General features: G+C 44.4%; 19 protein-coding genes and 1 riboswitch. Of the genes, 7 read left to right on the top strand and 12 right to left on the bottom strand.

Translation table 11 applies throughout. The features are described from left to right. Window positions 1–64: 64 nt before the first annotated feature. Genes ACSQ2E_RS06025 through ACSQ2E_RS06010 form a run of 4 tightly spaced genes read right to left on the bottom strand, consistent with a single transcriptional unit; the run spans window position 65 to window position 3,799 of the window. On the bottom strand, window positions 65–1,261 hold the full coding sequence (locus ACSQ2E_RS06025) for a M20 family metallopeptidase (protein WP_435989714.1): 1,197 nt from the start codon (window positions 1,259–1,261) through the stop codon (window positions 65–67). Window positions 1,262–1,273: 12 nt separating this feature from the next. Then, window positions 1,274–2,110 (bottom strand): MetQ/NlpA family ABC transporter substrate-binding protein, encoded by an 837-nt coding sequence (locus ACSQ2E_RS06020; RefSeq protein WP_435989713.1) that lies wholly within the window; start codon window positions 2,108–2,110, stop codon window positions 1,274–1,276. Window positions 2,111–2,121: 11 nt separating this feature from the next. After that, entirely contained in the window at window positions 2,122–2,784 is a 663-nt protein-coding gene (locus ACSQ2E_RS06015) for a methionine ABC transporter permease (protein WP_060674923.1), read from the bottom strand. Next, window positions 2,774–3,799, bottom strand: a complete 1,026-nt coding sequence (locus ACSQ2E_RS06010; protein ID WP_435989712.1) for a methionine ABC transporter ATP-binding protein — start codon at window positions 3,797–3,799, stop codon at window positions 2,774–2,776. The genes ACSQ2E_RS06015 and ACSQ2E_RS06010 overlap by 11 nt, the downstream gene beginning before the upstream one ends. Before the next feature lie 121 nt (window positions 3,800–3,920). Next, window positions 3,921–4,025, bottom strand: a riboswitch (SAM riboswitch). 395 nt (window positions 4,026–4,420) lie between these two features. Between ACSQ2E_RS06010 and ACSQ2E_RS06005 the strand changes: the two genes are divergently transcribed. Continuing rightward, window positions 4,421–5,215, top strand: a complete 795-nt coding sequence (locus tag ACSQ2E_RS06005; protein ID WP_435989711.1) for a DUF2935 domain-containing protein — start codon at window positions 4,421–4,423, stop codon at window positions 5,213–5,215. Window positions 5,216–5,366: 151 nt separating this feature from the next. Here the strand turns inward: ACSQ2E_RS06005 and ACSQ2E_RS06000 are convergent, their stop codons facing one another. Then, on the bottom strand, window positions 5,367–6,338 hold the full coding sequence (locus ACSQ2E_RS06000) for an aldo/keto reductase (RefSeq protein ID WP_435989710.1): 972 nt from the start codon (window positions 6,336–6,338) through the stop codon (window positions 5,367–5,369). 75 nt (window positions 6,339–6,413) lie between these two features. Continuing rightward, window positions 6,414–7,166 (bottom strand): SDR family oxidoreductase, encoded by a 753-nt coding sequence (locus tag ACSQ2E_RS05995; protein WP_435989709.1) that lies wholly within the window; start codon window positions 7,164–7,166, stop codon window positions 6,414–6,416. A gap of 145 nt (window positions 7,167–7,311) precedes the next feature. On the opposite strand from ACSQ2E_RS05995, the gene ACSQ2E_RS05990 reads away from it, so the two are divergent. After that, window positions 7,312–7,761 carry a MarR family winged helix-turn-helix transcriptional regulator gene (locus ACSQ2E_RS05990; RefSeq protein WP_435989708.1) on the top strand — a complete coding sequence of 150 codons (450 nt, stop codon included), beginning with the start codon at window positions 7,312–7,314 and terminating at the stop codon, window positions 7,759–7,761. A 393-nt stretch (window positions 7,762–8,154) separates the two neighbouring features. Here ACSQ2E_RS05990 and ACSQ2E_RS05985 read toward each other — a convergent pair whose 3' ends face one another. Further along, the gene (locus ACSQ2E_RS05985; protein WP_435989707.1) at window positions 8,155–8,493 is read right to left on the bottom strand and encodes a hypothetical protein; all 339 of its coding nucleotides are present in this window, start codon (window positions 8,491–8,493) and stop codon (window positions 8,155–8,157) included. A 500-nt stretch (window positions 8,494–8,993) separates the two neighbouring features. On the opposite strand from ACSQ2E_RS05985, the gene ACSQ2E_RS05980 reads away from it, so the two are divergent. From ACSQ2E_RS05980 to ACSQ2E_RS05970, 3 genes are all read left to right on the top strand, one after another. After that, window positions 8,994–10,166, top strand: coding sequence for an iron-containing alcohol dehydrogenase (locus tag ACSQ2E_RS05980; RefSeq protein WP_435989706.1), 1,173 nt, complete (start codon window positions 8,994–8,996; stop codon window positions 10,164–10,166). A 183-nt stretch (window positions 10,167–10,349) separates the two neighbouring features. Beyond that, entirely contained in the window at window positions 10,350–10,583 is a 234-nt protein-coding gene (locus tag ACSQ2E_RS05975; protein ID WP_435989705.1) for a glycerol-3-phosphate responsive antiterminator, read from the top strand. Between the two features lie 260 nt (window positions 10,584–10,843). Continuing rightward, window positions 10,844–13,828: a lamin tail domain-containing protein gene (locus tag ACSQ2E_RS05970; RefSeq protein WP_435989704.1), complete on the top strand. Its 2,985-nt coding sequence runs from the start codon at window positions 10,844–10,846 to the stop codon at window positions 13,826–13,828. Between the two features lie 93 nt (window positions 13,829–13,921). Here the strand turns inward: ACSQ2E_RS05970 and ACSQ2E_RS05965 are convergent, their stop codons facing one another. Next, window positions 13,922–14,467 (bottom strand): GNAT family N-acetyltransferase, encoded by a 546-nt coding sequence (locus ACSQ2E_RS05965; protein ID WP_435989703.1) that lies wholly within the window; start codon window positions 14,465–14,467, stop codon window positions 13,922–13,924. 483 nt (window positions 14,468–14,950) lie between these two features. Between ACSQ2E_RS05965 and ACSQ2E_RS05960 the strand changes: the two genes are divergently transcribed. After that, the gene (locus ACSQ2E_RS05960; protein ID WP_435989702.1) at window positions 14,951–15,454 is read left to right on the top strand and encodes a GNAT family N-acetyltransferase; all 504 of its coding nucleotides are present in this window, start codon (window positions 14,951–14,953) and stop codon (window positions 15,452–15,454) included. A 125-nt stretch (window positions 15,455–15,579) separates the two neighbouring features. Here the strand turns inward: ACSQ2E_RS05960 and ACSQ2E_RS05955 are convergent, their stop codons facing one another. The 3 genes from ACSQ2E_RS05955 to ACSQ2E_RS05945 all read right to left on the bottom strand — a co-directional run bounded on the left by ACSQ2E_RS05955 (window position 15,580) and on the right by ACSQ2E_RS05945 (window position 19,561). Then, the gene (locus tag ACSQ2E_RS05955) at window positions 15,580–16,851 is read right to left on the bottom strand and encodes a PucR family transcriptional regulator (protein WP_435989701.1); all 1,272 of its coding nucleotides are present in this window, start codon (window positions 16,849–16,851) and stop codon (window positions 15,580–15,582) included. 107 nt (window positions 16,852–16,958) lie between these two features. Continuing rightward, the gene (gene pruA, locus ACSQ2E_RS05950) at window positions 16,959–18,590 is read right to left on the bottom strand and encodes an L-glutamate gamma-semialdehyde dehydrogenase (protein WP_435989700.1); all 1,632 of its coding nucleotides are present in this window, start codon (window positions 18,588–18,590) and stop codon (window positions 16,959–16,961) included. Between the two features lie 53 nt (window positions 18,591–18,643). Next, window positions 18,644–19,561, bottom strand: coding sequence for a proline dehydrogenase family protein (locus ACSQ2E_RS05945; RefSeq protein ID WP_435989699.1), 918 nt, complete (start codon window positions 19,559–19,561; stop codon window positions 18,644–18,646). A 257-nt stretch (window positions 19,562–19,818) separates the two neighbouring features. Here ACSQ2E_RS05945 and ACSQ2E_RS05940 point away from each other — a divergent pair, with 257 nt between their 5' ends. Beyond that, window positions 19,819–19,983 carry a hypothetical protein gene (locus ACSQ2E_RS05940; RefSeq protein WP_435989698.1) on the top strand — a complete coding sequence of 55 codons (165 nt, stop codon included), beginning with the start codon at window positions 19,819–19,821 and terminating at the stop codon, window positions 19,981–19,983. Between the two features lie 488 nt (window positions 19,984–20,471). Here the strand turns inward: ACSQ2E_RS05940 and ACSQ2E_RS05935 are convergent, their stop codons facing one another. Beyond that, window positions 20,472–21,257: an HAD-IIA family hydrolase gene (locus ACSQ2E_RS05935; protein ID WP_435989697.1), complete on the bottom strand. Its 786-nt coding sequence runs from the start codon at window positions 21,255–21,257 to the stop codon at window positions 20,472–20,474. Between the last annotated feature and the right edge of the window lie 230 nt (window positions 21,258–21,487).

The raw sequence follows: 21,487 nt of genomic DNA, 5'->3' as shown, positions 1-21,487 counted from the left end.
TAAACATTGGAACATTCTCCATTAATACAAAAAAGACAACCGTGATTTGGCTGTCTCTTCGTCTTTATTTTCCTGAACCGAACTCTTTCCATATTTCTTCTAAAAGCCCCATATCTGTCAGCAGTTCATACCCCGTCAAGGCAAGTGCCTTTGCCCCGATCACAAGGGCACGGTCACCCTCGGTGGATTTCGCCGCTTCCCTGAATTCGTTCGTATGGACGACGAGGGATTCGGGCCCGATTTTGATATAGGGGTGGATGGTCGGGACCACCCGGCTGACGTTTCCGGCGTCGGATGAGCCGAGTCCCTTTCGTTCCGTATCGTCGAAGGATTCGCCCAGTGACTCAATGGAGCGCTGGAATACTTGATCGAAACGGCGGTTGAGCTGAAAGTGATCGACTTCATTTTGGATTTTGATGATATTTAGTTTCGTCCCGGTGGCAAGGGCCGATCCCTCAGCGATCGCTTTTACTTTCTTCGTGACTTCATTGCATGATTCCCTGGTTGCAGCGCGTATATAGAAACGGGCTTTTGCATAGTCAGGGACGATGTTGGGGGCGTCTCCGCCGTGGGTGATGATGCCGTGGATCCGTACATCATCGGTCACATGCTGGCGAAGGGCGTTAATCCCGTTGAACAGCTGGATCACACCATCGAGGGCATTGATGCCGTCTTCAGAGGAAGCTGCCGCATGGGCAGACCTTCCTTTAAATTCGAAATCAAGCGGGTCCACCGCTAGGGTTTTTCCTGTCTGCGTTGTTCGGTTGAACGGATGAACCATCATGCAGGCATCTACTCCTGCGAACAAGCCTGCTTTTACAAAACTGCCCTTCGCACTTCCGTTCGGGCCGCCTTCCTCGGCAGGAGTCCCGAACACCACCACTTCCCCTCCTGTTTCCTCGAGTACGGACGACAGGGCGATGGCCGCCCCGCAGCTTGCCGTCCCGATGATATTGTGACCGCAGGCGTGACCGAGTCCAGGCAGGGCGTCATATTCAGCCAGGTAGCCGATGACCGGCCCTTCTTTCCCTGAATGTTTGCGTGCCACAAAGGAAGTCTCATGACCCGCCACTCCCCGTTCAATGGAGAACCCGTTGGCTTCAAGGAGGGTGGTCAAGGTCTCTGAAGCAAAAAACTCTTCGTTTCCGATTTCAGGTTTGTCGTGGATCTGATGGCTGGTCGACACGAGTTTCACCGCCAATTGATCGACTGCTGAGACGATATTGTTTTTACGATCTGCAATCACTGCTGGTTGACTCATCTCTTTTCCCTCCTAATGCAATTCACTGACCGGCACGAATGTCGGGATCAGGGAATCTTTGTATGATTTCTTGATATGTTCCGCTACGTCATCTTGCTGATAGAGCTCAACGATTTTTTTATAAGTCTTATTGTCTTTATCTTTTTCCTGGGCCGCAATGATATTGATGAACGGCTTGGATTCCGCTCCTTCGATATAGATGCTGTCATCGACCGGGACGAGTCCTGCTTCCACCGCCACACCATTATTGATGATCGATGCCGCAACATCCGGCAGTACCCTCGGTGTCTGGGCAGCAACGACCGGTGTGAATTCAAGGTTTTTCGGGTTTTCTTTGATGGCTTCGAGACCCTGTGACTGATCAAATCCTTCTTTCAGTTGTATCAAACCTGCTTCTTCCAGTAAGAGAAGGGCACGGCCGAGGTTCGTCGCCTCTTGAGGGACGGCTACCTTGCTTCCTTTCGGTAAGTCTTCTACCGATTTATATTTTTCCGAATAGATGCCCATCGGCGCGATGATCGTCGAGCCGATTGGTACAAGGTCCAGATTATGTTCTTCAACGAAAGAGTCAAAATACGAAATCGTCTGGAAGGCGTTCAGGTCGATATCCCCATCGGCCAGCGCCTGGTTCGGTCTCACGTAATCGGCAAACTCCACAATCTCGATGTCAATCCCTTCCTTCGCTGCTTTCTCTTTCATATACTCCCAAATCGGCACCCCGGATCCATTCACTCCGACTTTCACGACTTCTTTTTCTCCAGAGCCGGATGCACTGTTTCCCGAGCATCCGCTCAATAGTAGGGTAAATAATAGAATCGCGATACTTGCCAGGCTGATTGATTTTTTCATATTCCTCTCTCCTATCGTCTCCTGATGATTTTTGATAATGTATTTCCTGCTGTCTGAAGTCCCTGCACCATCACGACTAAAATGATGACAGTCACAATCATGACGGATGTTTCAAATCGCTGATATCCGTAAGCAATGGCGAGATCCCCGAGGCCACCGCCTCCGACTGCCCCGGCCATGGCCGATGCCCCGACAAGTCCGATGGTCGCGATTGTGATATTCAGGACCAGTGTGCTCAATGCTTCAGGAATGAGGATCCCGAAGATGATCTGCCACGGCCCTGCCCCCATGGACTCCGCCGCTTCAATGACACCCGGTTCCACTTCAAGGAGCGAGCTCTCTACCAGTCTTGCAATATACGGTGCCGCAAATACGACAAGCGGTACGACGGCTGCCGCCGTTCCGATCGAAGTGCCCACTACCAATCTTGTAAAAGGGATGATCGCCACCATCAAGATGATGAATGGGATCGAACGAAACACGTTGATGATGCTGCTGAGTACTGAAAAGACGGCTTTATGTTCGAGTAAGTGCCCCTTCCTCGTCACCACGACGATGATGCCGAGGGGAAGTCCGATCAACGTTGCAAACAGGAGGGAGAATGACACCATCGCCAATGTATCCCATGTCGCTTCTATAATTCGTGGCCAGAATAATTCCCAGTTAACTTGCACGCTTCTCCACCTCGCTTACGAATAATCTGTTCTTCCAATATTCCAGGATTTCTTCCGTTTCGTTCTTGCTGCCGATGATCTGTACGATGAGATTACCGAACGGCTTGCCCTGAAGTTCCGTGATCTGTCCGAACAATACATTGATATGGGCATTGAATTTCTTTGCCGTTTCGGAAAGGATCGGCGTGCCCGTTGAATCCCCTTTGAAAATGAGACGGCAGATGCGTCCTTCTTTGCTGTCATTCAATTTATCAAGAACCGATGCCGGCAGCTGATCATTCATGACACTCTTCACAAAGTTTCTCGTCGTCCGGGTCTGCGGGTTGGAGAAGATATCGAAGACGCTTCCCTCTTCCACGATTTCTCCATTTTCCATGACCGCGACCTTATCACAGATTTCCCGGATGACCCCCATTTCGTGGGTGATCATCACAATCGTAATGCCATACTCCGCATTGATTCTCTTTAATAAATTCAGAATCGATTCCGTCGTCTGAGGATCCAGTGCTGATGTGGCTTCATCACAGAGCAGAATCGAAGGCGACGTCGCCAGGGCCCTTGCTATCCCCACCCTTTGCTTCTGCCCTCCTGATAGTTCATCGGGATAATGTTTCGCTTTGTCTTCAAGCCCGACAAATGCAAGCAACTCCTTTACTCTTTTGTTGATTTTATCTTTCGGCCATTTTGCCAGTTTCAGAGGATAGGCGATATTCCCCGCCACCGTCCGGGATTGAAACAGATTGAAGTGCTGAAAAATCATCCCGATGCGGTGCCGCTCTTTCCTCAGATCGATGGCCGATTGGTCCTTCAGGCTGCGCCCCTCTATGAAAATATCACCCGAAGATGGTTTTTCTAAAAAATTGAGACAGCGGACAAGCGTGCTTTTTCCTGCCCCACTGAATCCGATCACACCATAAATCTCTCCCTTCTTCACTTCAAAGGAAACATCCCTCAAAGCGGTGAAGGGGCCATCCTTCGTCTCAAAAACTTTCGTAACATTCTGAACTCTGATCATATAGGACTTGCTCCTTTCCCTATGTATTCTTCCTGATGCCTGGATTTAAGGACATGCCTGAAAATAAAAAGTGCCCCCCTTCATAAGAAGAGAGGCACAAAAATATGTATATGTCCCGCTCTTCTCATCTTTCAAGTCATATGACTTGATGGAATTGGCACGGTATTCATAAGAACCCGTTGCCGAGGTATCGCAGGGCCAGTCCCTCCACCTCTCTTGATAAGAAGATATCGCTTTATTAAGTTAAAGTTATGATGCGTTTATGCATTAGGGTAATGGTAAAGGATTTCAGTTGGGTTGTCAATCCTGTTTTTGAAAAAATTTCATTAAGGAGGACATCATCAAATTGGTTACTTTAGCCTGTCTTTAACTAGTTGTAGCGCTATTTTACGCTTTTCAAAGAGAAGCAAATTGAAGATCGACAAAAAAGTTCAGACGATAAAATTTTGCTGCAAAAAGCACAGATTTTCCTCGGCAGATACTTTTGTGGTGACACAAAATCCGATACGTTCTCACGAAAAAAATCCATTCCTACACAAATCTTTTCAAACGGTTCATCTGGAATAAGACAACGTTACAACACGTATATTGAAAGGAATATTCAAATAAGAGGAGGATTTCATGACAAATCCATTCGTTGCAAGATCGTTGGATGAAATTAGATTCTGGTCCAGGATAATGAAAGAACATGCCTTATTTTTAAGTTTGGGTTTCACCTATGAGCAATCACAACTAATTGAAGAAGCTAAACAGTTCATCACTTTATTTAAAAAGATAGAAGAAAAATTATCTAGATTCACGTTAAATTCTGAATTACGTCAGGTTCAAGCATTCAATAGCGAGGTTTACCAAGCAGCTGCTGCTATATGGGGTTATAAACGAAAGATATTAGGGTTAACCCTTAGATGTGAAATCAGGCATAATAATTTCCCCCTGTTAATTGATCATACAAGTAGGGAGGCTGCCTACTTTGCTAATCGATTAAAGGAACTAAATGAAGGCAGGCTCGCACCTACACCGGATGATGTAATCCAGGAAAATGTATTCTTTTTAAAAATTATGGCTGACCACGCCAAGTTCATCGGGCATCTTTTAGATCCTTCAGAAAGGCAGTTGGTTGAACAGGCCAGAGAATTCAGCCATGATTTTGATCAGCTAATGTTTCAGGCAGTTGATTTAGATTCTATGCGTCATCAATCAGAGACTGAACCATTACTGGATCAGTTCTTGGATCAAAACAGAGTCTCAGTGGTTTCGTTAAGAGATTTTAAGAAAACAGCAAGAGAATTAATTGAGGCATGTCGTATTAAAAGCAATATTCACCCCCTTTTAGCTGATCATACATTTAGAGAGGCTGAGAGATTCTTGGAAATCATTGATTTATTTGAAGCAAATATTAACGGGAATCAAAAATAAGATCATATAATAATTTCAACTTTCAACACTAATTTAAGGAATTGAAAATATGACTTTTGGTTAGAGGAATGCATTGCTTGATAGTAAAAAAACCACACATATGAGACATATCCAAAATGTGTGGTCTTATTTTAATTTGATCTTCAACTATTTATACCAATGGATGTGGTACATAAAGTTCTTCTAAACTCTTAATCTCTTCAGATGTCAATCTGACTGATAAGGAGGACACTGCATCTTCGAGATGGCTTATCTTGGTCGCCCCAATGATTGGTGCTGTGACTTCTTCCTTTTGTAACAACCATGCAAGTGCGACCTGTGCGCGTGGAATGCCTCGATTCGCAGCAACCTCTGCGACTCTTTCCGCCAATTTGCGATCGGCTTCTTCTGTCTTTATAAACAGGGCCTTAGCTACTTGGTCATTCTCTGATCGAAAGGTCTGCTCATTCCACTCTCGGGTTAAGCGACCTGCAGCAAAAGGTAGATATGGTGTCACGCCAACTCCATCATCTTTACAAAAAGGCAACATTTCTCTTTCTTCCTCTCGATAAAGCAAGTTAAGTCTATTTTCCATAGAAATGAACCGAGTCCAACCGTTGCGTTCTGCTACATGTTGAGCTTTTGCGAACTGCCAAGCTGACATGGAGGATGCTCCGATATACCTTACCTTGCCTTTCTTAACTAGATCATGTAGAGTCTCCATTGTCTCTTCAATCGGTATGTTAGGATCCCATCGATGGATTTGATACAAATCGACGTAGTCCGTACCCAAGCGTTTTAGACTATTATCAACTTCCGTCATAATCGATTTGCGGGAAAGCCCCATTGCATTTGGACCTTTACGCATCGGAACGAATACTTTTGTAGCAATGACTACTTCGTCACGGCGAGAGAAATCCTTTAATGCTCTTCCTAGAATTTCTTCACTTGTGCCGTCAGAGTACATATTAGCGGTACTGAAAAAATTTATGCCTAATTCAAGGGCTTTTTTTATGATTGGTTTGCTCTTTTCTTCATTTAGTGACCATGGCGCATTTCCTCGTTCAGGTATTCCGAAGCTCATACTTCCAAGACATAGTTCTGAAACATCCAATCCAGACTTTCCAAGTTTTTTATACTCCATTTGTATAACTCACTCCTTCTGCAATTTATAAAAAAAAATGATTAACTTTTTAAAATTAGCGAGAGACTCCCATTATCACCACGGAAGTTGACGTCTCTCATTCGAAAACGTGCCTGTAGGACCGCCCTCATCAAGAAGAGCAAGGCTTACCGGATGGCGAGCTGCCTGTTGAACGGTTCCTGTCCCTTCAAAATTGTTAAGTTCCGTTGCAGTAAAACCTGGGCATGCAGCATTGACCTTAATACCTGTTGATTCAAGTTCAATAGCAAAAGCAAGCGTGATGGCATTAAGTGCAGTCTTTGAAGGGCTATAAACTGCACCGAACATTTCACGATGCGAATTGTTCGGGTCAGCGTTAAGTGTCAGCGATCCTGAACCACTAGATACATTGACTATGCGTGCGGCAGGTGCTTTACGAAGAAGCGGTAGCATCGCTTGTGTGACAGCAATCACACCAAATACGTTTGTCTCAAACACCATGCGTACTTCTTCGATAGATGCAACACTTGGTTTGCCTGACTTACCTACCTCTTCAAGCTTCCTTCCAGGTTCACCCGCATGCGATATACCCGCATTGTTGATAAGGACGTCGAGACGACCTAACTCGCTACGGATACTTTCTACTGCTGCGGTGATAGAATGATGATCGGTAACATCAAGCTGGATGGCCAGTGCATCTGCCCCAACGCTAATTGCTGCTTTTTTTCCTTTTTCTAAATTTCGTGATCCAACAAGGACAGTGAATCCGTGTGCCGCAAGATCCTTTGAGATTTGAAGACCAATCCCTTTATTTGCTCCAGTAACCAGAGCAATTCGTTTATTATGCATTGTAAACTCCTTTCTGCATGCTACTTTTGCCGTTACTGATAAATTCTTCTAACATTTTATCTATATTCCATTTTCAGTTGACACGTCAACCTTAATACACCTTACCATCTTGTGGTTGATACGTCAACAATGTTATACTCCAGTTATGAATAAAAAAATGATAAGTGAAGAAGCAATGCAAATTTGGCATATGTGGAAAAGTTCATATAAAAACATTTTTGGACGCGTAGTAAAAGACATGTTCGAGAAAACTGGGCTATCGGAGGGTGACTTTGGTATATTAGACCGATTGGATCTCCATGGAAAAGGCAGACTACGCCAACAAGAATTAGCAGACTCGCTGGATTGGACAAAGAGTCGGTTATCCCATCATTTAACGCGGATGGAAAAACGTGGACTTGTTTCAAGGGAACCAATAGAGACTGAGCGAGGAGTCCAGGTAATCATTACTTCGGCAGGAAAATCAGCATTGGATGATGCCCGCCCTGTCGTATCCATGGCAATACGCGAGTATTTTTTAGATTTATTAACCGAACAAGATATTGAGTCGATTACTAATCTTGCAGAAAAAAGCAAAGGCTTCAACGGCTTGTAAAACCCCACCCTCTTAATTGTGTTTTTTGATCTTATTCTGACGATAGGTAACAAAAAGCTGATTTTCCTATTTTGGAAGATCAGCTTTTCTACTTTGTGAAGAAATGTACTTAAGCTAACCTGCCCGTTAGCTGTGTAATTGAAGGAAGGGCGGCTGCTTGTTCAGCCCCCCTTATAATGGGGATAAGAACTACTGTGACAGATTTGTCAGTTTAAAAAATTCAGGTTCTGGTTTCATTATTTTTGTTCCTTTCTGGGATTGAAAATAAATTTCTTTATCATTTCCGTAGTACACCTTAATTTCTAAATTCCCGAACTTAATGACACTTGTTTTCTCTCGATTAGGTAACTTCTCATCATCCCAATTAATTGCCTTATTTATTAGAGTTTTTATTCATTTGACCTTAGTCTTATCTTCTATAACTACACAATCCTCTTGGTTTAAGTTTTCATAGATACAAACGTTTTTTGGTAATTCTTCGATCCATGAAGTTGATTGATAAATAGGAGTCTTATCAAATATAACCTCTGTTTTTTCATCAAATTGATTATAATTTGATGAAATCCATAACTCTCCGTCAAAACCTTCTTTTCTCCATCGAGAATAAAAGCCGGACCAATCATTTTCAACATCGTTATCATCCAATGCTGACTGGACATATTCAATTTTCCAGCCAAGGGATGGAAGTTTATTCATATAAAAGCCATAAATATCTTCCCAACGATACCACATGTCATATTCCTGAATTAGAAAAACTTCTGAACGATTCAAATAAAAGCATGGTTATTTGGACTGCTCACATCTTCTCACCCTCTAGTTAAAGACCTTGAATCAAGATATTTATAGATTAGTTTTCCATTGTCTAATAAATTCATTTCGTTCAATTCACTAATTTTACATAAGCAAATATCCCCATTATTCTGCCCAACCATAAAAAAAGACCAATGGTTGATAAAGAGACTTATAGTTGATTTCCACCCTTATGAAGAACGGAGAGATCTTACGTTTGGAGCAAGTAGCATGGCGATTTTCACTTTTCATTCGTATGTGAATTCTGTCTTACCACAAGTCCGTTATGAAACTTTCCAGATACTTTGCGAGCAATCGAGGATGTTTTATACATTCAATTAATGGGAATATTACATTCCATTGCCCTCCGAAGAACGACAGGGGTAATTTTTTCACTAAAAAATGATCATCAATGAATGAAACTGAAGGAGGCTATTTTTACTATGAGTCGTTTTACCATTCCACGCGATATTTATTTCGAAGAGAATGCACTTGAAGTGTTACGGTCTTTTGAAGGTAAAAAAGCCGCACTCGTTATTGGAGGAGGTTCTGTTAAACGTAACGGAAACCTCACCAAGGTACAGGAACATCTGGCAGCTGCAAATATAGAAACAAAAGTATTGGAAGGCTTCAATACAGAGCCGACCTTTGAAATGGTCAAAAAAGGAGCAAAGGAACTGGAGGAGTTCCAGCCGGATTGGATAATCGGCATCGGCGGAGGGTCCGCTATGGATTCTGCCAAAGCCATCTGGCTCTATTATGAGCACCCGGACCTTGCTTTTGAAGATGCCATTAAGCCATTTGAGCTGCCGCGTCTTCGTAATAAAGCGAAATTCGCCGGTATTCCGACGACAAGCGGAAGTGGTTCGGAAGTATCCAACCTTTCTGTTCTAGCCGATGAAACCACGAACGTGAAATATCCACTTGCTGACTTTGAACTAACACCGGATGTCGCCATTATCGATCCGGTTATGATTAAAGAACTGCCGAAGCACATTGCTGCTTATACCGGTATGGATGCATTCACGCACTCCATCGAAGCTTATGTAGCGAAACCGCGTACGATGTATACAGATATCCTGTCATTAGGCGCAGCTGAAGTGATCAAGGAAAATCTTCTTGCTTCTTATCAAGGCGACCAGGAAGCCGCTAAGAAAATGCACACCATTCAAGCCATGGCAGGTATGGCCTTTGCCAACGCTGTACTCGGTAACGTGCACAGCCTTGCCCACAAAAGTGGTCCAACGTTCGGCATTCCGCATGGCTATGCCAATGCGATTTACCTGCCTTACGTCATCCAGTTTAACCGTGAAGTCGTGGAGGATCGCTTTGCTGATATTGCCCGCCGTCTTAACCTGAAAGGAAATAACGATACCGAACTGACTGATTCTCTTGTTGAATATATCTATCAATTGAACAAAGATCTCGGTCTTGCTACCACCCTTCAGGACTACGGTGTATCCGAAGATGAGTTCAACAAGCATGTTGATACAATGGCTGAAAATGCTATGGAAGATCCATGCACAGGCACCAATCCACGTGAGACTAGTCAAGAACAAATGAAAGAGCTATTTAAAGCCGCTTTCTATGGCAAGGAATCTTTAGTGAAAGCGTAAAGATCAATTGAACAAATACGGAAAGCAGAGCTTAGGAGATTCCCTGGGCTCTGCTTTTTATTAGTGAACATGTTTCTGAGAACCTTCACTACTCTACCAAAGATTATTCCTCTCAACCCCCAAAACAACTGTGCTATACTAAAAGAATAACCAATATTCAGACTTTTCGAAGGGGCCAAGTACATGAAACCAAACATTATCGACATCGTCCAATCTCAGGTCATCGCTTCCATCAAGGAAGAAAAAGACCTTGAAAAGGCCATTCAGTCAAACGCCAATATCGTATTCATTCTTACCGGCAATTTGATTACGATGAACGGCTATCTGAAAAAGCTGAAGGAAGCCGGGAAAACCACGTTTATTCATATTTGGGGATCTCTTCTACTCTTCCTACCAAGCTTCATCTTATTCCTTTAATCATACACCAATTTCCGCTTCATTTCAATGACCTATCTAAATTTCAATGATATATCTAAAAATTCTAAATATACACTAAATTAAACCTAAATGCCCATTTCCTCTAGCTTGGGTACATTGTATGATGGAATTACAGAGTGAATATAGTGGGTAGAGATGAGGAGAACCCTGTGTCAATCGTGTGTACGGTCACCGTGCGCTCCATTGCCATGGGGTTCTTTTCTTTTTTACATAAACAATAAAAAAAGGAGGAAATGAAGTTGAAAAACCACTCAATCACCCGGATAGCCATCCTTATTGCTTTAGCCTTCACAGGACTGTTATGGCTTCAGGTTCACAACGCAAGCGCGAAAGAAACCAACCCGCCCCTCATCATAACGGAAATCGTCACCAAATCTGCAGGATCAGGACAGCCCTATGAGTACGTCGAAATCTATAATACCACCTCAGAAGCCATCAACCTGCAAGACTATCAGCTTCAATACTACACAAGTAACTTCTCAAGTCCGGCCAACCGTTGGCCCATCGAAGAGAAAATTATCCAGCCGAAAAAATCCCTCGTCCTCTGGTTAAAGAAATTGGCCAATCCTGATGTATCGCTTTGGGACTTCAACTCCAACTATGAGATGTACCTCACGCCCGAAGATGTTTACGAAATCAAGCTGACCTCAGCAGGTCAAGGGTTGCATGACAGCAGTCTTCGACAGGTGGGGATTGCGGACGCAGACGGCACAGTCCTCAGTACCGCTCTCATCAATGATGGAGAAGTCGACGGCATCACGAACCGGAGCATCACGTATCAGGCTACAACCTCTGCTGCGATGATCAAGCTTAATAACGATGAACAGCCGACTCCCGGCGTCGTTCTGAGCGGACAGGTAGCTGGTCCCGCGACACCTACAAACCTGACGGCAACTCCTGCCAACCAGTCGGTTACCCTTGACTGGGAAGAGACTGACGGTGCCGTTTCCTATAAAGTCTACCCGTCTGACGGATCGATCACTTCCACGAACGTTGCCACATCAACCTTTACGGGGTTGGAGAACGGGAATTCCTATACGTTCAGGGTGACATCCGTGGACGCAGAAGGAAATGAATCCCCGGCAACCAAAGAAGTCCGGGCTGTCCCACAAGCGGTCGTTGACAGTGAAGCCCCAGCCACGCCTTCAGGATTGAAAGGAACTCCTGGCAAAGATCATGTCAAGTTGCTTTGGAGTGCCAATACAGAAAGTGATCTTGCTGGATACCGCGTCTACATCAACGGGACGCTTTATGGGACCGCCCCTGCTGACCAAAAGAGCATGAACGTATCCCCTCTGGAATTGAACAGGGAGTACTCTTTCGAAGTAACGGCAATCGATCAAGTCGGAAACGAATCTGAACCTACCAAACCACTCGTCACAGGACCGAGTGAAAACGTCCCGACACCAAACCTGCTGATCACGGAATTGATTCCGAATACAGATAACTATGCAGGTTATGATGCATTTGAATACTTTGAGCTTTATAACAACAGCCCGGACCCGATTGATTTGAAAGGATATCGGTTCGCTTCTTATAACTGGGATGAAGAAATCGGGGACACTCACATTGTGGAGCCTTGGGATACGGTGGTGATCTGGACCCGGAACGCAAGCATCAACCCTATCTCACTTGAAGCTTTCAATTATAACTATTTTTATGGGTATAAGAGTAAGTATCTTCTGGAAGAAGATATGATTGTCCTAGATGATATCCCCGGCCTGGTGAACGGAGGCAACACTCTGACTGTTTACGACCCTGATGGACGCGAAGTCGTCAGAGCCGAGTATTCAGGAGAGGACGTTTCCCTGAAACAAACCGTCACCTATTCCTATCCAAAGGATAATACCCGGACGATGGAAAAATTGGCAGCGGGTCAAAGTCCGACACCTGGATGGGTCATTGAAGACCAAGCACCGGATCGTCCCGTGTCAGATGAGGAAGCACCGCAAACACCGACCAACGTGGTAGCCACTGCCGGCAACGGGGACGCCGTTTTAACGTGGGCCGCTTCCAGTGAAACCGATCTGTACCGTTATCATATTTACAAAGATGGAGAACTTGAATATTCCGTGGATCCATCCCAGACCGACTTTACTCTTTATACGCTAGTGGGTCATCAAACATACACGTTACAGGTTAGCGCAGAGGATACATCAGGGAATGTATCGGAGAAATCAGATCCTGTATCCGTCACACCGGAACACCAGCTCATCACCCAGGTTGAACGGTCCCAACATGAGAAAGATCCCGCCTACCAGGACCTGTGGGATATCAGTACCGACGGCCCGGTGATCGCCGGACTATCACAAGGGCTCGTTCCACAAGGATTGACCTATTACAAGAAAAAAGACTGGCTCCTTACCATCGGCTACGTCGATGATGGGATTCGACCGGGTACCATTACCGTTACAGACCGCACAACAGGAGAACTAGTGAAGTCCGTTGTCCTCTACAATACGGACGGCACACCTTATACCGGGCATGCAGGCGGAGTGACCGTCAGTCGTGATCACGGCTGGGTCGCATCCGAAAACCACTTATTCAGCTTCAATCTAAGCGACTTGGTAAATGCAGAAAACAACGGGGAAATCCAGTTCACCAAACAGATTCCCATCCCCGTCGAAGCGGCTTACACCGTTTACGATGAAGGCATCCTCTGGGTCGGGGAATTCTATGAAGCAAGCTCCTATCCGACCGATCCAACTCATCACATCGAGAACAGGGACGGAGACATGCACTACGCATGGATGATCGGATACGGTTTAGAACGAAACAACGACATGCTAAGTAAAGACCAGTGGAATGGCTCACCTGATGTCAACGCCGTACCGGATTACGTCCTATCCACCACAGGAAAAGTCCAGGGAGCCATCATGCAGAAAGCAGCAAGAAACGGCGTCACCCTCAGCACTTCTTATGGGAGGGCAAACGACAGTGTACTGTATCGCTATGAATATCCGTTGAAAGAAGATCCTCATACATTTGTCACAGTCGAAGGAAAACAAGTACCTCTATGGTTCCTCGATGGTCACACGGCAAAACCCCGTCAGAGTGTCGAAGCCATCCCGATGCCTGAGGGAATTGTGGAAATACAGAAGGAGCTGTACGTCGTATTCGAATCCGGGGCTAATAAATACCGCTACACCACCACCTACCCGATGGACCGGATGCTTAAGATTGATATGAAGAAGTTGATGAAGGATGATAAGGGGATTGAGTAGCATAAAGTCGTCATAGGAGTGAAGGATCTCAGTGAGTGAAAAAACCAGAGCTAAAATTTGGCTCTGGTTTTTTCTTATCCCGTTAAAGCCCCGTTACTTGAATAACTTATACCAGTACAAAGTGGTTTCTATATCAGGATTATAGGACTGCTTCAATGTGTCAACTCCACCTAGTATGAATCCTTGTTTCACATAAAATCTGCATGCACCAAGATTATCATCCTGTGCTTCCAAGGACATTCCTATCAGTTCTCTTTGTTTCGCCCACTCTTCTGCTTTATTTAAAAGCAACTTTCCGACTCCACTGCCTCTATAATCTTTCTTCGTAGCAATGTTTTCAATATAACAGAAGCGATTCCACTCCTTCATTACCCTAATCTGTCCTATGCAGGTATTATTCACATAAGCTAAGAACAATGCTTTATCCTCTCGGTTTATATATTGGCTCCAATCAAGGTTGTCATCTGGGAAACGTGTTTCTCTAATCTCTTCAAAAAGAACTTCTTCATATGACCACCTTCCTGATTGTAAACTGGGGACAAGCTTACCAAACACTTTAAAATAATCATTTGTTTTATTGATGTCCTCTATTAAGTCATTAGTTAATGGAGAAATACTGAGTTTGCCTTCACAACCCAATAGTACACACTTCCTTTTATAATGTTTTGAGACTTTATTATTTAAGGATCTTACAACTCTATCTTATCCAACTCCACTTCCCAATAATTAAAAAAGCAATCTTCAGTGATAGCTCTTATTTAATAAAACTAACCAGTTATCGAAATATCCATTATTTACAAGTTTAACATACTCTTCCATACAAATGGCTCATATCCCCGAGAACAAATTGCGAATTGTCCAGTCATTTAGCCCCCTAATTCGACCCCATTCTTAAAACAGTTGTTCTTTTTCATTAACACAACATATGATAAAATTGTATTATAATTTTCGGAATATTTTAACGTTCATTGTTCTATAAAAGATATATATATCACGTCCATGTAAACAAGGGACGGCTCTCACTCTACTTTTCTGGCCTAATTCGGGGTGATAATCGATAAGAAACGGTAGAAAGGGAAATGTCCCCATTCTACCCTGGTGATATAACGAGGAGGTTCTATTATGACAAATTTCTTTAAACCTATGGCATTCCAGCTGCAAACTGAACGACTTGATCTGGGTATGTGGGAAGATTCCGATGCAGCCTGGATAAGAAAACTGGTTGGCGAACGTGGTGTAGACATGCCAACACTTGACTCCGCTCGAAGCGATATTATCGAGATGCGCAAGAAAGCAGTCGAAAATGGCATTTCTCTTCTCACTATTCGCCGCCGGGACGAAGGCGATTTTATCGGATACTGTGGCTTGATTATCGGCCGTTCCACACTTGAAGAGCCGGAGATCGCATATGAGTTGTTCCGCAGCGCTCACCGTAAAGGCTATGCGACTGAGGCAGCGTCCGTGGTCCTGGACGCTGCGATTGCTACCGGACGCCACAGGCTTTGGTCGACTGTAGGTGCTTGGAATGATGCTTCCTTCCGAGTCCTAGAAAAGATAGGATTTGAGCGGCACCACAGCACGTGGGAGGAGCAAGGAGAGATCGTTTGGAACGTACGGGATCTTTAGAGATTTCCAACTGTTCCGAAACTACTTTTTTATGCATCGGGGTGATGGAGGCTCAACTCACCCCACGCGGAAAGCGAGCACCGGTAGGGGAAATCAACCAGCACTAGCTTTATTAATATGTGGTATTAAATCCCTTTCAAAGCATCCTTATACCGCTGATAATAAGCCTCCACATTATTCAACAACAACAACTCCGTATACAAATACACCTTCATATTAAAATCATTAAAATCAATCGCAGTCAGTTCCTGTATCTTCTTAATCCGGTAATTCAACGTATTCGGATGGATGAACAGTTCATTCGCCGTCTGTTTCCCCTTCCCGTCATTCGCCAAATATACCTCAAGCGTTTTAAGCAAATCCGTCTGTTTCTTCACATCATTCTTAATCAATGACAACAAATCATCACTGTAATAATCCTTTGACGTGTTCTTCTCATAGAGTGTCGGGAGGTACCGGTAAATGCCCAGTTGAGCAAATTCCCGGGGCATCGATTCCGGACGCGGACTAATGAAGTTTGCCGTTTCAATGACTTCTGACGCTTCCAAGAAACTCTTTCTCATTTGATATAAGGTGGTGTATTCCTTCCCGATCCCGATCAGGAAGTTGTAGAAATCTTCTTCCCCAGTTTGTTCCTTCACCCTTTCGACAAGGTCCCTTGCTAATTCCAGGGAAGAAGCTGGTGTGTCAGCTTTGCCGTAGAGAACGAGGATCACCTGGTATTCCGTCCGCAGTGAATAAATGTTTGTGTTGAAGCTGGACTCCTGGACCAGCTTCTCCAGTTGGTCGAGCATGGACTTATATTGCGACGATGCGATCGAGTACACCGCTACCGTGAACCGTTCCGGCAGGGTCAGCTTGACGAGGGATGCATCATGGCGGAGCTGGCTTTCACTTCCGTACTCGTGCTGCAGGAGATGCCACAGTACTTCTTCTTTTCTGTCCTTTTTGATATTGACCTTTGCGAACATATCATTGATCAGGTTTCCAAGGTGCGATGAGATTTCTTCAAGGAAAGCGAGCTCTTCATTTTCGAGGAGACGGCTGGATTCCTGGACCCAGATATATCCCATCGTATTCCCCAGGTACTTTGCCGCAATGACGACACGCTGGTGGAATCCTAACTCTTCCATCGCCTGCACCCGGATCGGATCCGTATGTTTCTCGAGCTGGTGGACGATCCCTTCTTTTTTCAATCGATCGATGATGAAGACCGGACATTTTTTCGTGAGGATTGTCTTGAGCTGTGTTTGGTCGAATTTATTAGAAGAGGAACTGTATGAAATCAATTCAAAATTTTTATTTTCGATGATGACGGGATTGCCCAGTTTTGAACTGATCAATTCCGTCGCTTTATGAATATCTTCTGTTTGGAGGATGATATCAAGTGCTTCCATAGGAATCTTACCTTTCCACGAGTGATTGTGATTCCTATTATAGCGTTAAATCCCCCAATAAAAAAAGAAAAGCTCCCCCATGACGGGAGAGCCTTTCCGAGTTCGATTTATTCTTCATCCATAAACGGATAGGTAATGTCTGTTGTTGGCGCGAAGTTTTCTTTGATGATACGAGGACTGGTCCAACGAATCATGTTGAAGACAGAACCTGCTTTATCGTTTGTACCTGAACCGCGTGAACCGCCGAATGGTTGTTGGTTGATCACGGCACCGGTTGGTTTATCGTTGATGTAGAAGTTACCAGCTACACCGGATAGGCGGCGTTCCAAGTGCATGATCGCTTCACGATCCTGTGCAAAGATCGCACCCGTTAATGCATACATGGAAGCTGTATCCACTGAAGTCAGTGTTTCTTCTAATTGATCATTTTCATATACATAAATCGTTAAGACCGGTCCAAAGATTTCTTCGGTCATCGTTTTGAAGTTTGGATTCGTTGTCACAATGACAGTCGGTTGAATGAAGTATCCAACAGAATCATCATACGTACCGCCGGCAATGATTTCAGCTTCTTCAGAATCAGCCGCATAGTCAATATAGCTTGTGATGGAATCAAAGGCAGGTTTATCAATCACCGCACCCATGAAGTTTCTGAAGTCTCGGACATCCCCTACTTTAAGCTTCGCCGTTTCTTCCACGACCCCATTTTTCACTTCTTCCCACATGCTTGCAGGGATGTAAGCACGTGAAGCAGCTGAACATTTTTGACCTTGGTATTCGAATGCACCACGAACAAGTGCAGCGACTACTTTGTCTGCTTGAGCTGTTTCGTGAGCAAAGACAAAGTCTTTACCGCCTGTTTCACCAACTAGACGAGGATATGATTTGTAGTTAGTGATGTTTTCCCCTACTGTCTTCCAGATCGTCTGGAAGACGCTTGTAGATCCAGTGAAGTGGAATCCTGACATACGTGGATCTGTTAATACCACTTCTGATACTTGTGAACCGCGTGAAGGAACAAAGTTGATGACGCCTTTAGGCAGTCCAGCTTCTTCCAGGATGCGCATGAAGTAGTAGTTTGATAGGATAGCCGTTGTCGCCGGTTTCCAAACAACTACGTTCCCCATGATCGCAGGAGCTGACGGCAGGTTACCACCGATTGCTGTGAAGTTGAATGGTGAGATCGCTAGTACGAAACCGTCTAATGCACGGTATTCCAGGCGATTCCAGATATTTTTCATGCTGTCCGGCTGCATTTGATAGATTTGGTTTGCATAATCCACGCCAAAGCGTAAGAAATCGGCTAATTCTTGTGCCGCATCAATTTCCGTTTGGATGGCTGTCTTTGATTGACCCAACATGGTAGCCGCATTGATGACGTCGCGATATGGACCAGAAATCAGGTCAGCCGCTTTTAAGAAGATCGATGCTCTGTGTTGCCATGGCATATTGGACCAAGAATCCTTTGCAGCCATTGCTGCTTCCACTGCATCGTGAAGCTCTTTTTCACCTGCTTGTGAATAGGTAGCCAACACATGTTTGTGATCATGCGGCATGACCACTTGCTTCACTGTATCTGTCTTGATTTCCTCACCATTGATGATGACCGGGATCTCAACCTCTAGACCAGCTTGGCGCTCTAATTCAGCTTTTAACGTTTCTCTTTCTTTCGTACCTGGGGCATATGTATTACCAGGCTCATTTGTAGGTGTTGGGATGTTGTAAATTCCGTTACTCATTCTCTTCACATTCCTTTCTGATTACATTCTGTCTGGATGTTTTTATAAAAAGTTTACTTGCTGAAAATCCCCTTCAATGCAAATGCGATATTCGCCGGCCGTTCCGCCAGACGTCGCATGAAATACCCGAACCAGTCCTCGCCATATGGCAGGTAAATGCGGACGGTATATCCTTTTTTCAATAAGTCTGACTGCAATTGGTTCCGCATGCCATAAAGCATTTGAAACTCAAAGCGGTCATTCGGTATATTGTGTTCTTTCACTAATCCGATCGTGTAATCGATGATTGCATCATCATGGCTTGCGATCGCTGTATAATGGCCGTTCAAGAGCTGCTTCTTGATAAGATGCTTCAGATTCTCATCCACCTTTTTCTTTTCCTGGAACGCCACTTTACCCGATTCATTATATGCACCCTTCACAAGCCTCAAATAAGGGGAATACTCATTGAGATCCTCCACATCCTTATCTGAAACATAGAGATAGGATTGGATCACCGTCCCCACATTGTCGTACTTTTGACGGAGCTTCTTATAAACGTCAAGGATGGCATGGCACCTCGAGGAATCCTCCATATCGAGAGTGACCGTGATTCCGCTTTCATTTGCCTTCGACAGAATCAACTCCATGTTTTCCATGACAAGATCTTGACTGATATCCAATCCCAAGGAGGTCAGCTTAACAGAAATTTCAGTGTCCAGCCCATGATACGCGATGGCACTGATACTCTGAATACATCCTTGGACATTCTCCCGAACCACATCTGTGGAATCGACGAACTCACCAAGATGATCGACCGTTACCTGAAATCCCTCCCCGTTCAATTGCGTAATCAATGGAATCGCTTGTAAAAAGGTTTCTCCACCCACAAGCTTGTTAGCCCCAAATCTCGATCCCCACCGTTTAGCCATTTTATCCAATGCCTTATTGTGGGAAAGAAACAGGAAAAAGCGCTTACTTATTGCTTCCAAGATTACAACACCTCCTTATACTTCTTATAGTGACTGTTACCTCAAGCACGGGGTGATTAAACGAAGAAATGTAAATCTTAAGAAAATTATAACGGGAATAGTGGCTCCGAAACAACGTGCTCGAGCCACAAACATTTGTGGGTTGAGTTATGGTGGATGCACAAAAGGGGGGTGTTGGAATAGGCAAATGTAATAATTTGAAACTTTATATCATGGTTTTCCTAATTAATAAACATATGTTGATAAGGGGCGTGGAAATGAAAAAGAAAAAGGGCATGATACCTTCCATCATCTTCGGTTCTATTATTCTGCTGTCTATTCTGGCATTGACCTTCTTTATCCTTAATGGGGAATCCGTCCTTGAAGGTATTAAAGACGGATTCACGGACGAAGGTTATACAGTCAATGTAGATAAGGATTAGGTGCTCAATGGAGGTATAGTCAGAGTCATTCCATAATTTTCCGAAATACGGAATTATGTTGAAAAATGACGCAATAAATAAAAAAACGACGCAATTATCCGTAAAATGACGCAATCACCCCTGGAAATGACGCAATTATTTGGATAATGACTCAATGAAGGACAATAGAAGTCCTACCAAAGATGATTATAGGAGAAATATAGATATATCTATGATAAGCAGGGACCTTGATGATCAGCTGCATACATTTTCTTAATGTTTTTGACAATATTTACAACCGAAATACAATCCCCAACAAACCCAATGACATCCTGCACTCCATTACCAAATAAAAAGCCGGCATAAACGGGCCATTCCCTTTTCACCAGCCTTCTTCATCAAAAAGCTCACTCCCCAAAACCACATCCGGCTTCTAGGGCAGAGTGGGGACGATTCCGTCTCTACCGTTTCCCAAAAAAGTAGAGTAAGAACCCTCCCCGATTTGCTACTTACAACTTCTTTTCCGACAACAATCCCTTAACCGAACCCAACACATAATCCGGCGTCCAAACCGTCCCCCTTAAATCCTCCTCCGTTGTGATCCCGCTCAGCACAAGGGCCGTTCTCATCCCAGCTTCGATGCCCATCCGGATATCGGTCTCCAGGCGATCACCGATCATGACGCATTCTTCCGGCTTCAGTTGTAATATTTTCAATGCTGCCTTGATGGTCAGGATGGATGGCTTTCCAATCTGGACATCAATCTTTCTCCCGACCACGGCTTCCACCGCCCCGATCATCCCCGCACAGTCCGGCACATCGCCCATCTCTACCGGACAGGTTTTGTCTGGGTTGGTCGCTATCATCTTCGCGCCTAGCTTAATCGACTGGTAGGCAAAATTCAAATGGTCATAATGAAAATCCCGGTCCCATGACAGCACGACGATATCAACCTCAGCCGGTGTCATTCCTTCCCTGAATCCCGCAAGTGTCAGCTCATCCTTGATGGGCTGCTCACCAATCACATACAATGTCGCTTGGGGGTGATGTTCCTTTAAATAGTCAATCAGTGTGACCGTCGGATTCAAAATATTCTCAAGATTAGCCCGAATATTGAATCCATGCAACTTTTCCACATAGCGCTGACGGGACTCAATGGTCTTATTGGTCAGAAACAGCACCTTTTTCCCTTCATTGAGAAGTGCATTGATGGTGGTGTCTGCTCCCTCTATCAACTGCTTACCGAGATACACGGTCCCGTCCAAGTCAAAAATATACCCCTTTAAGTTCTTCATCTGTACCCCCTCCAAATTAGAAAAGCGCAAGCGCCTAGTTCAGCCCCGACAAGCATTGGAGGGCCGACGGGTAAAGTCGTTCTTTGACTTCATTCGTCGGACCGGAATGTCTCGAGGGGCTAGGCGCTGGAGCTGGCCAATTCTCACATTCAAGTTAATCTCTCTTATTACAATAAAAAATTCCTTGAGCATGACGATTTCTCCAATTGAATAATTGGATTTTTCGTCAT

Source organism: Rossellomorea sp. LjRoot5, from assembly GCF_964253455.1.
Classification (GTDB): domain Bacteria; phylum Bacillota; class Bacilli; order Bacillales; family Bacillaceae_B; genus Rossellomorea.
This window is presented reverse-complemented; position numbering and strand designations above follow the sequence as displayed.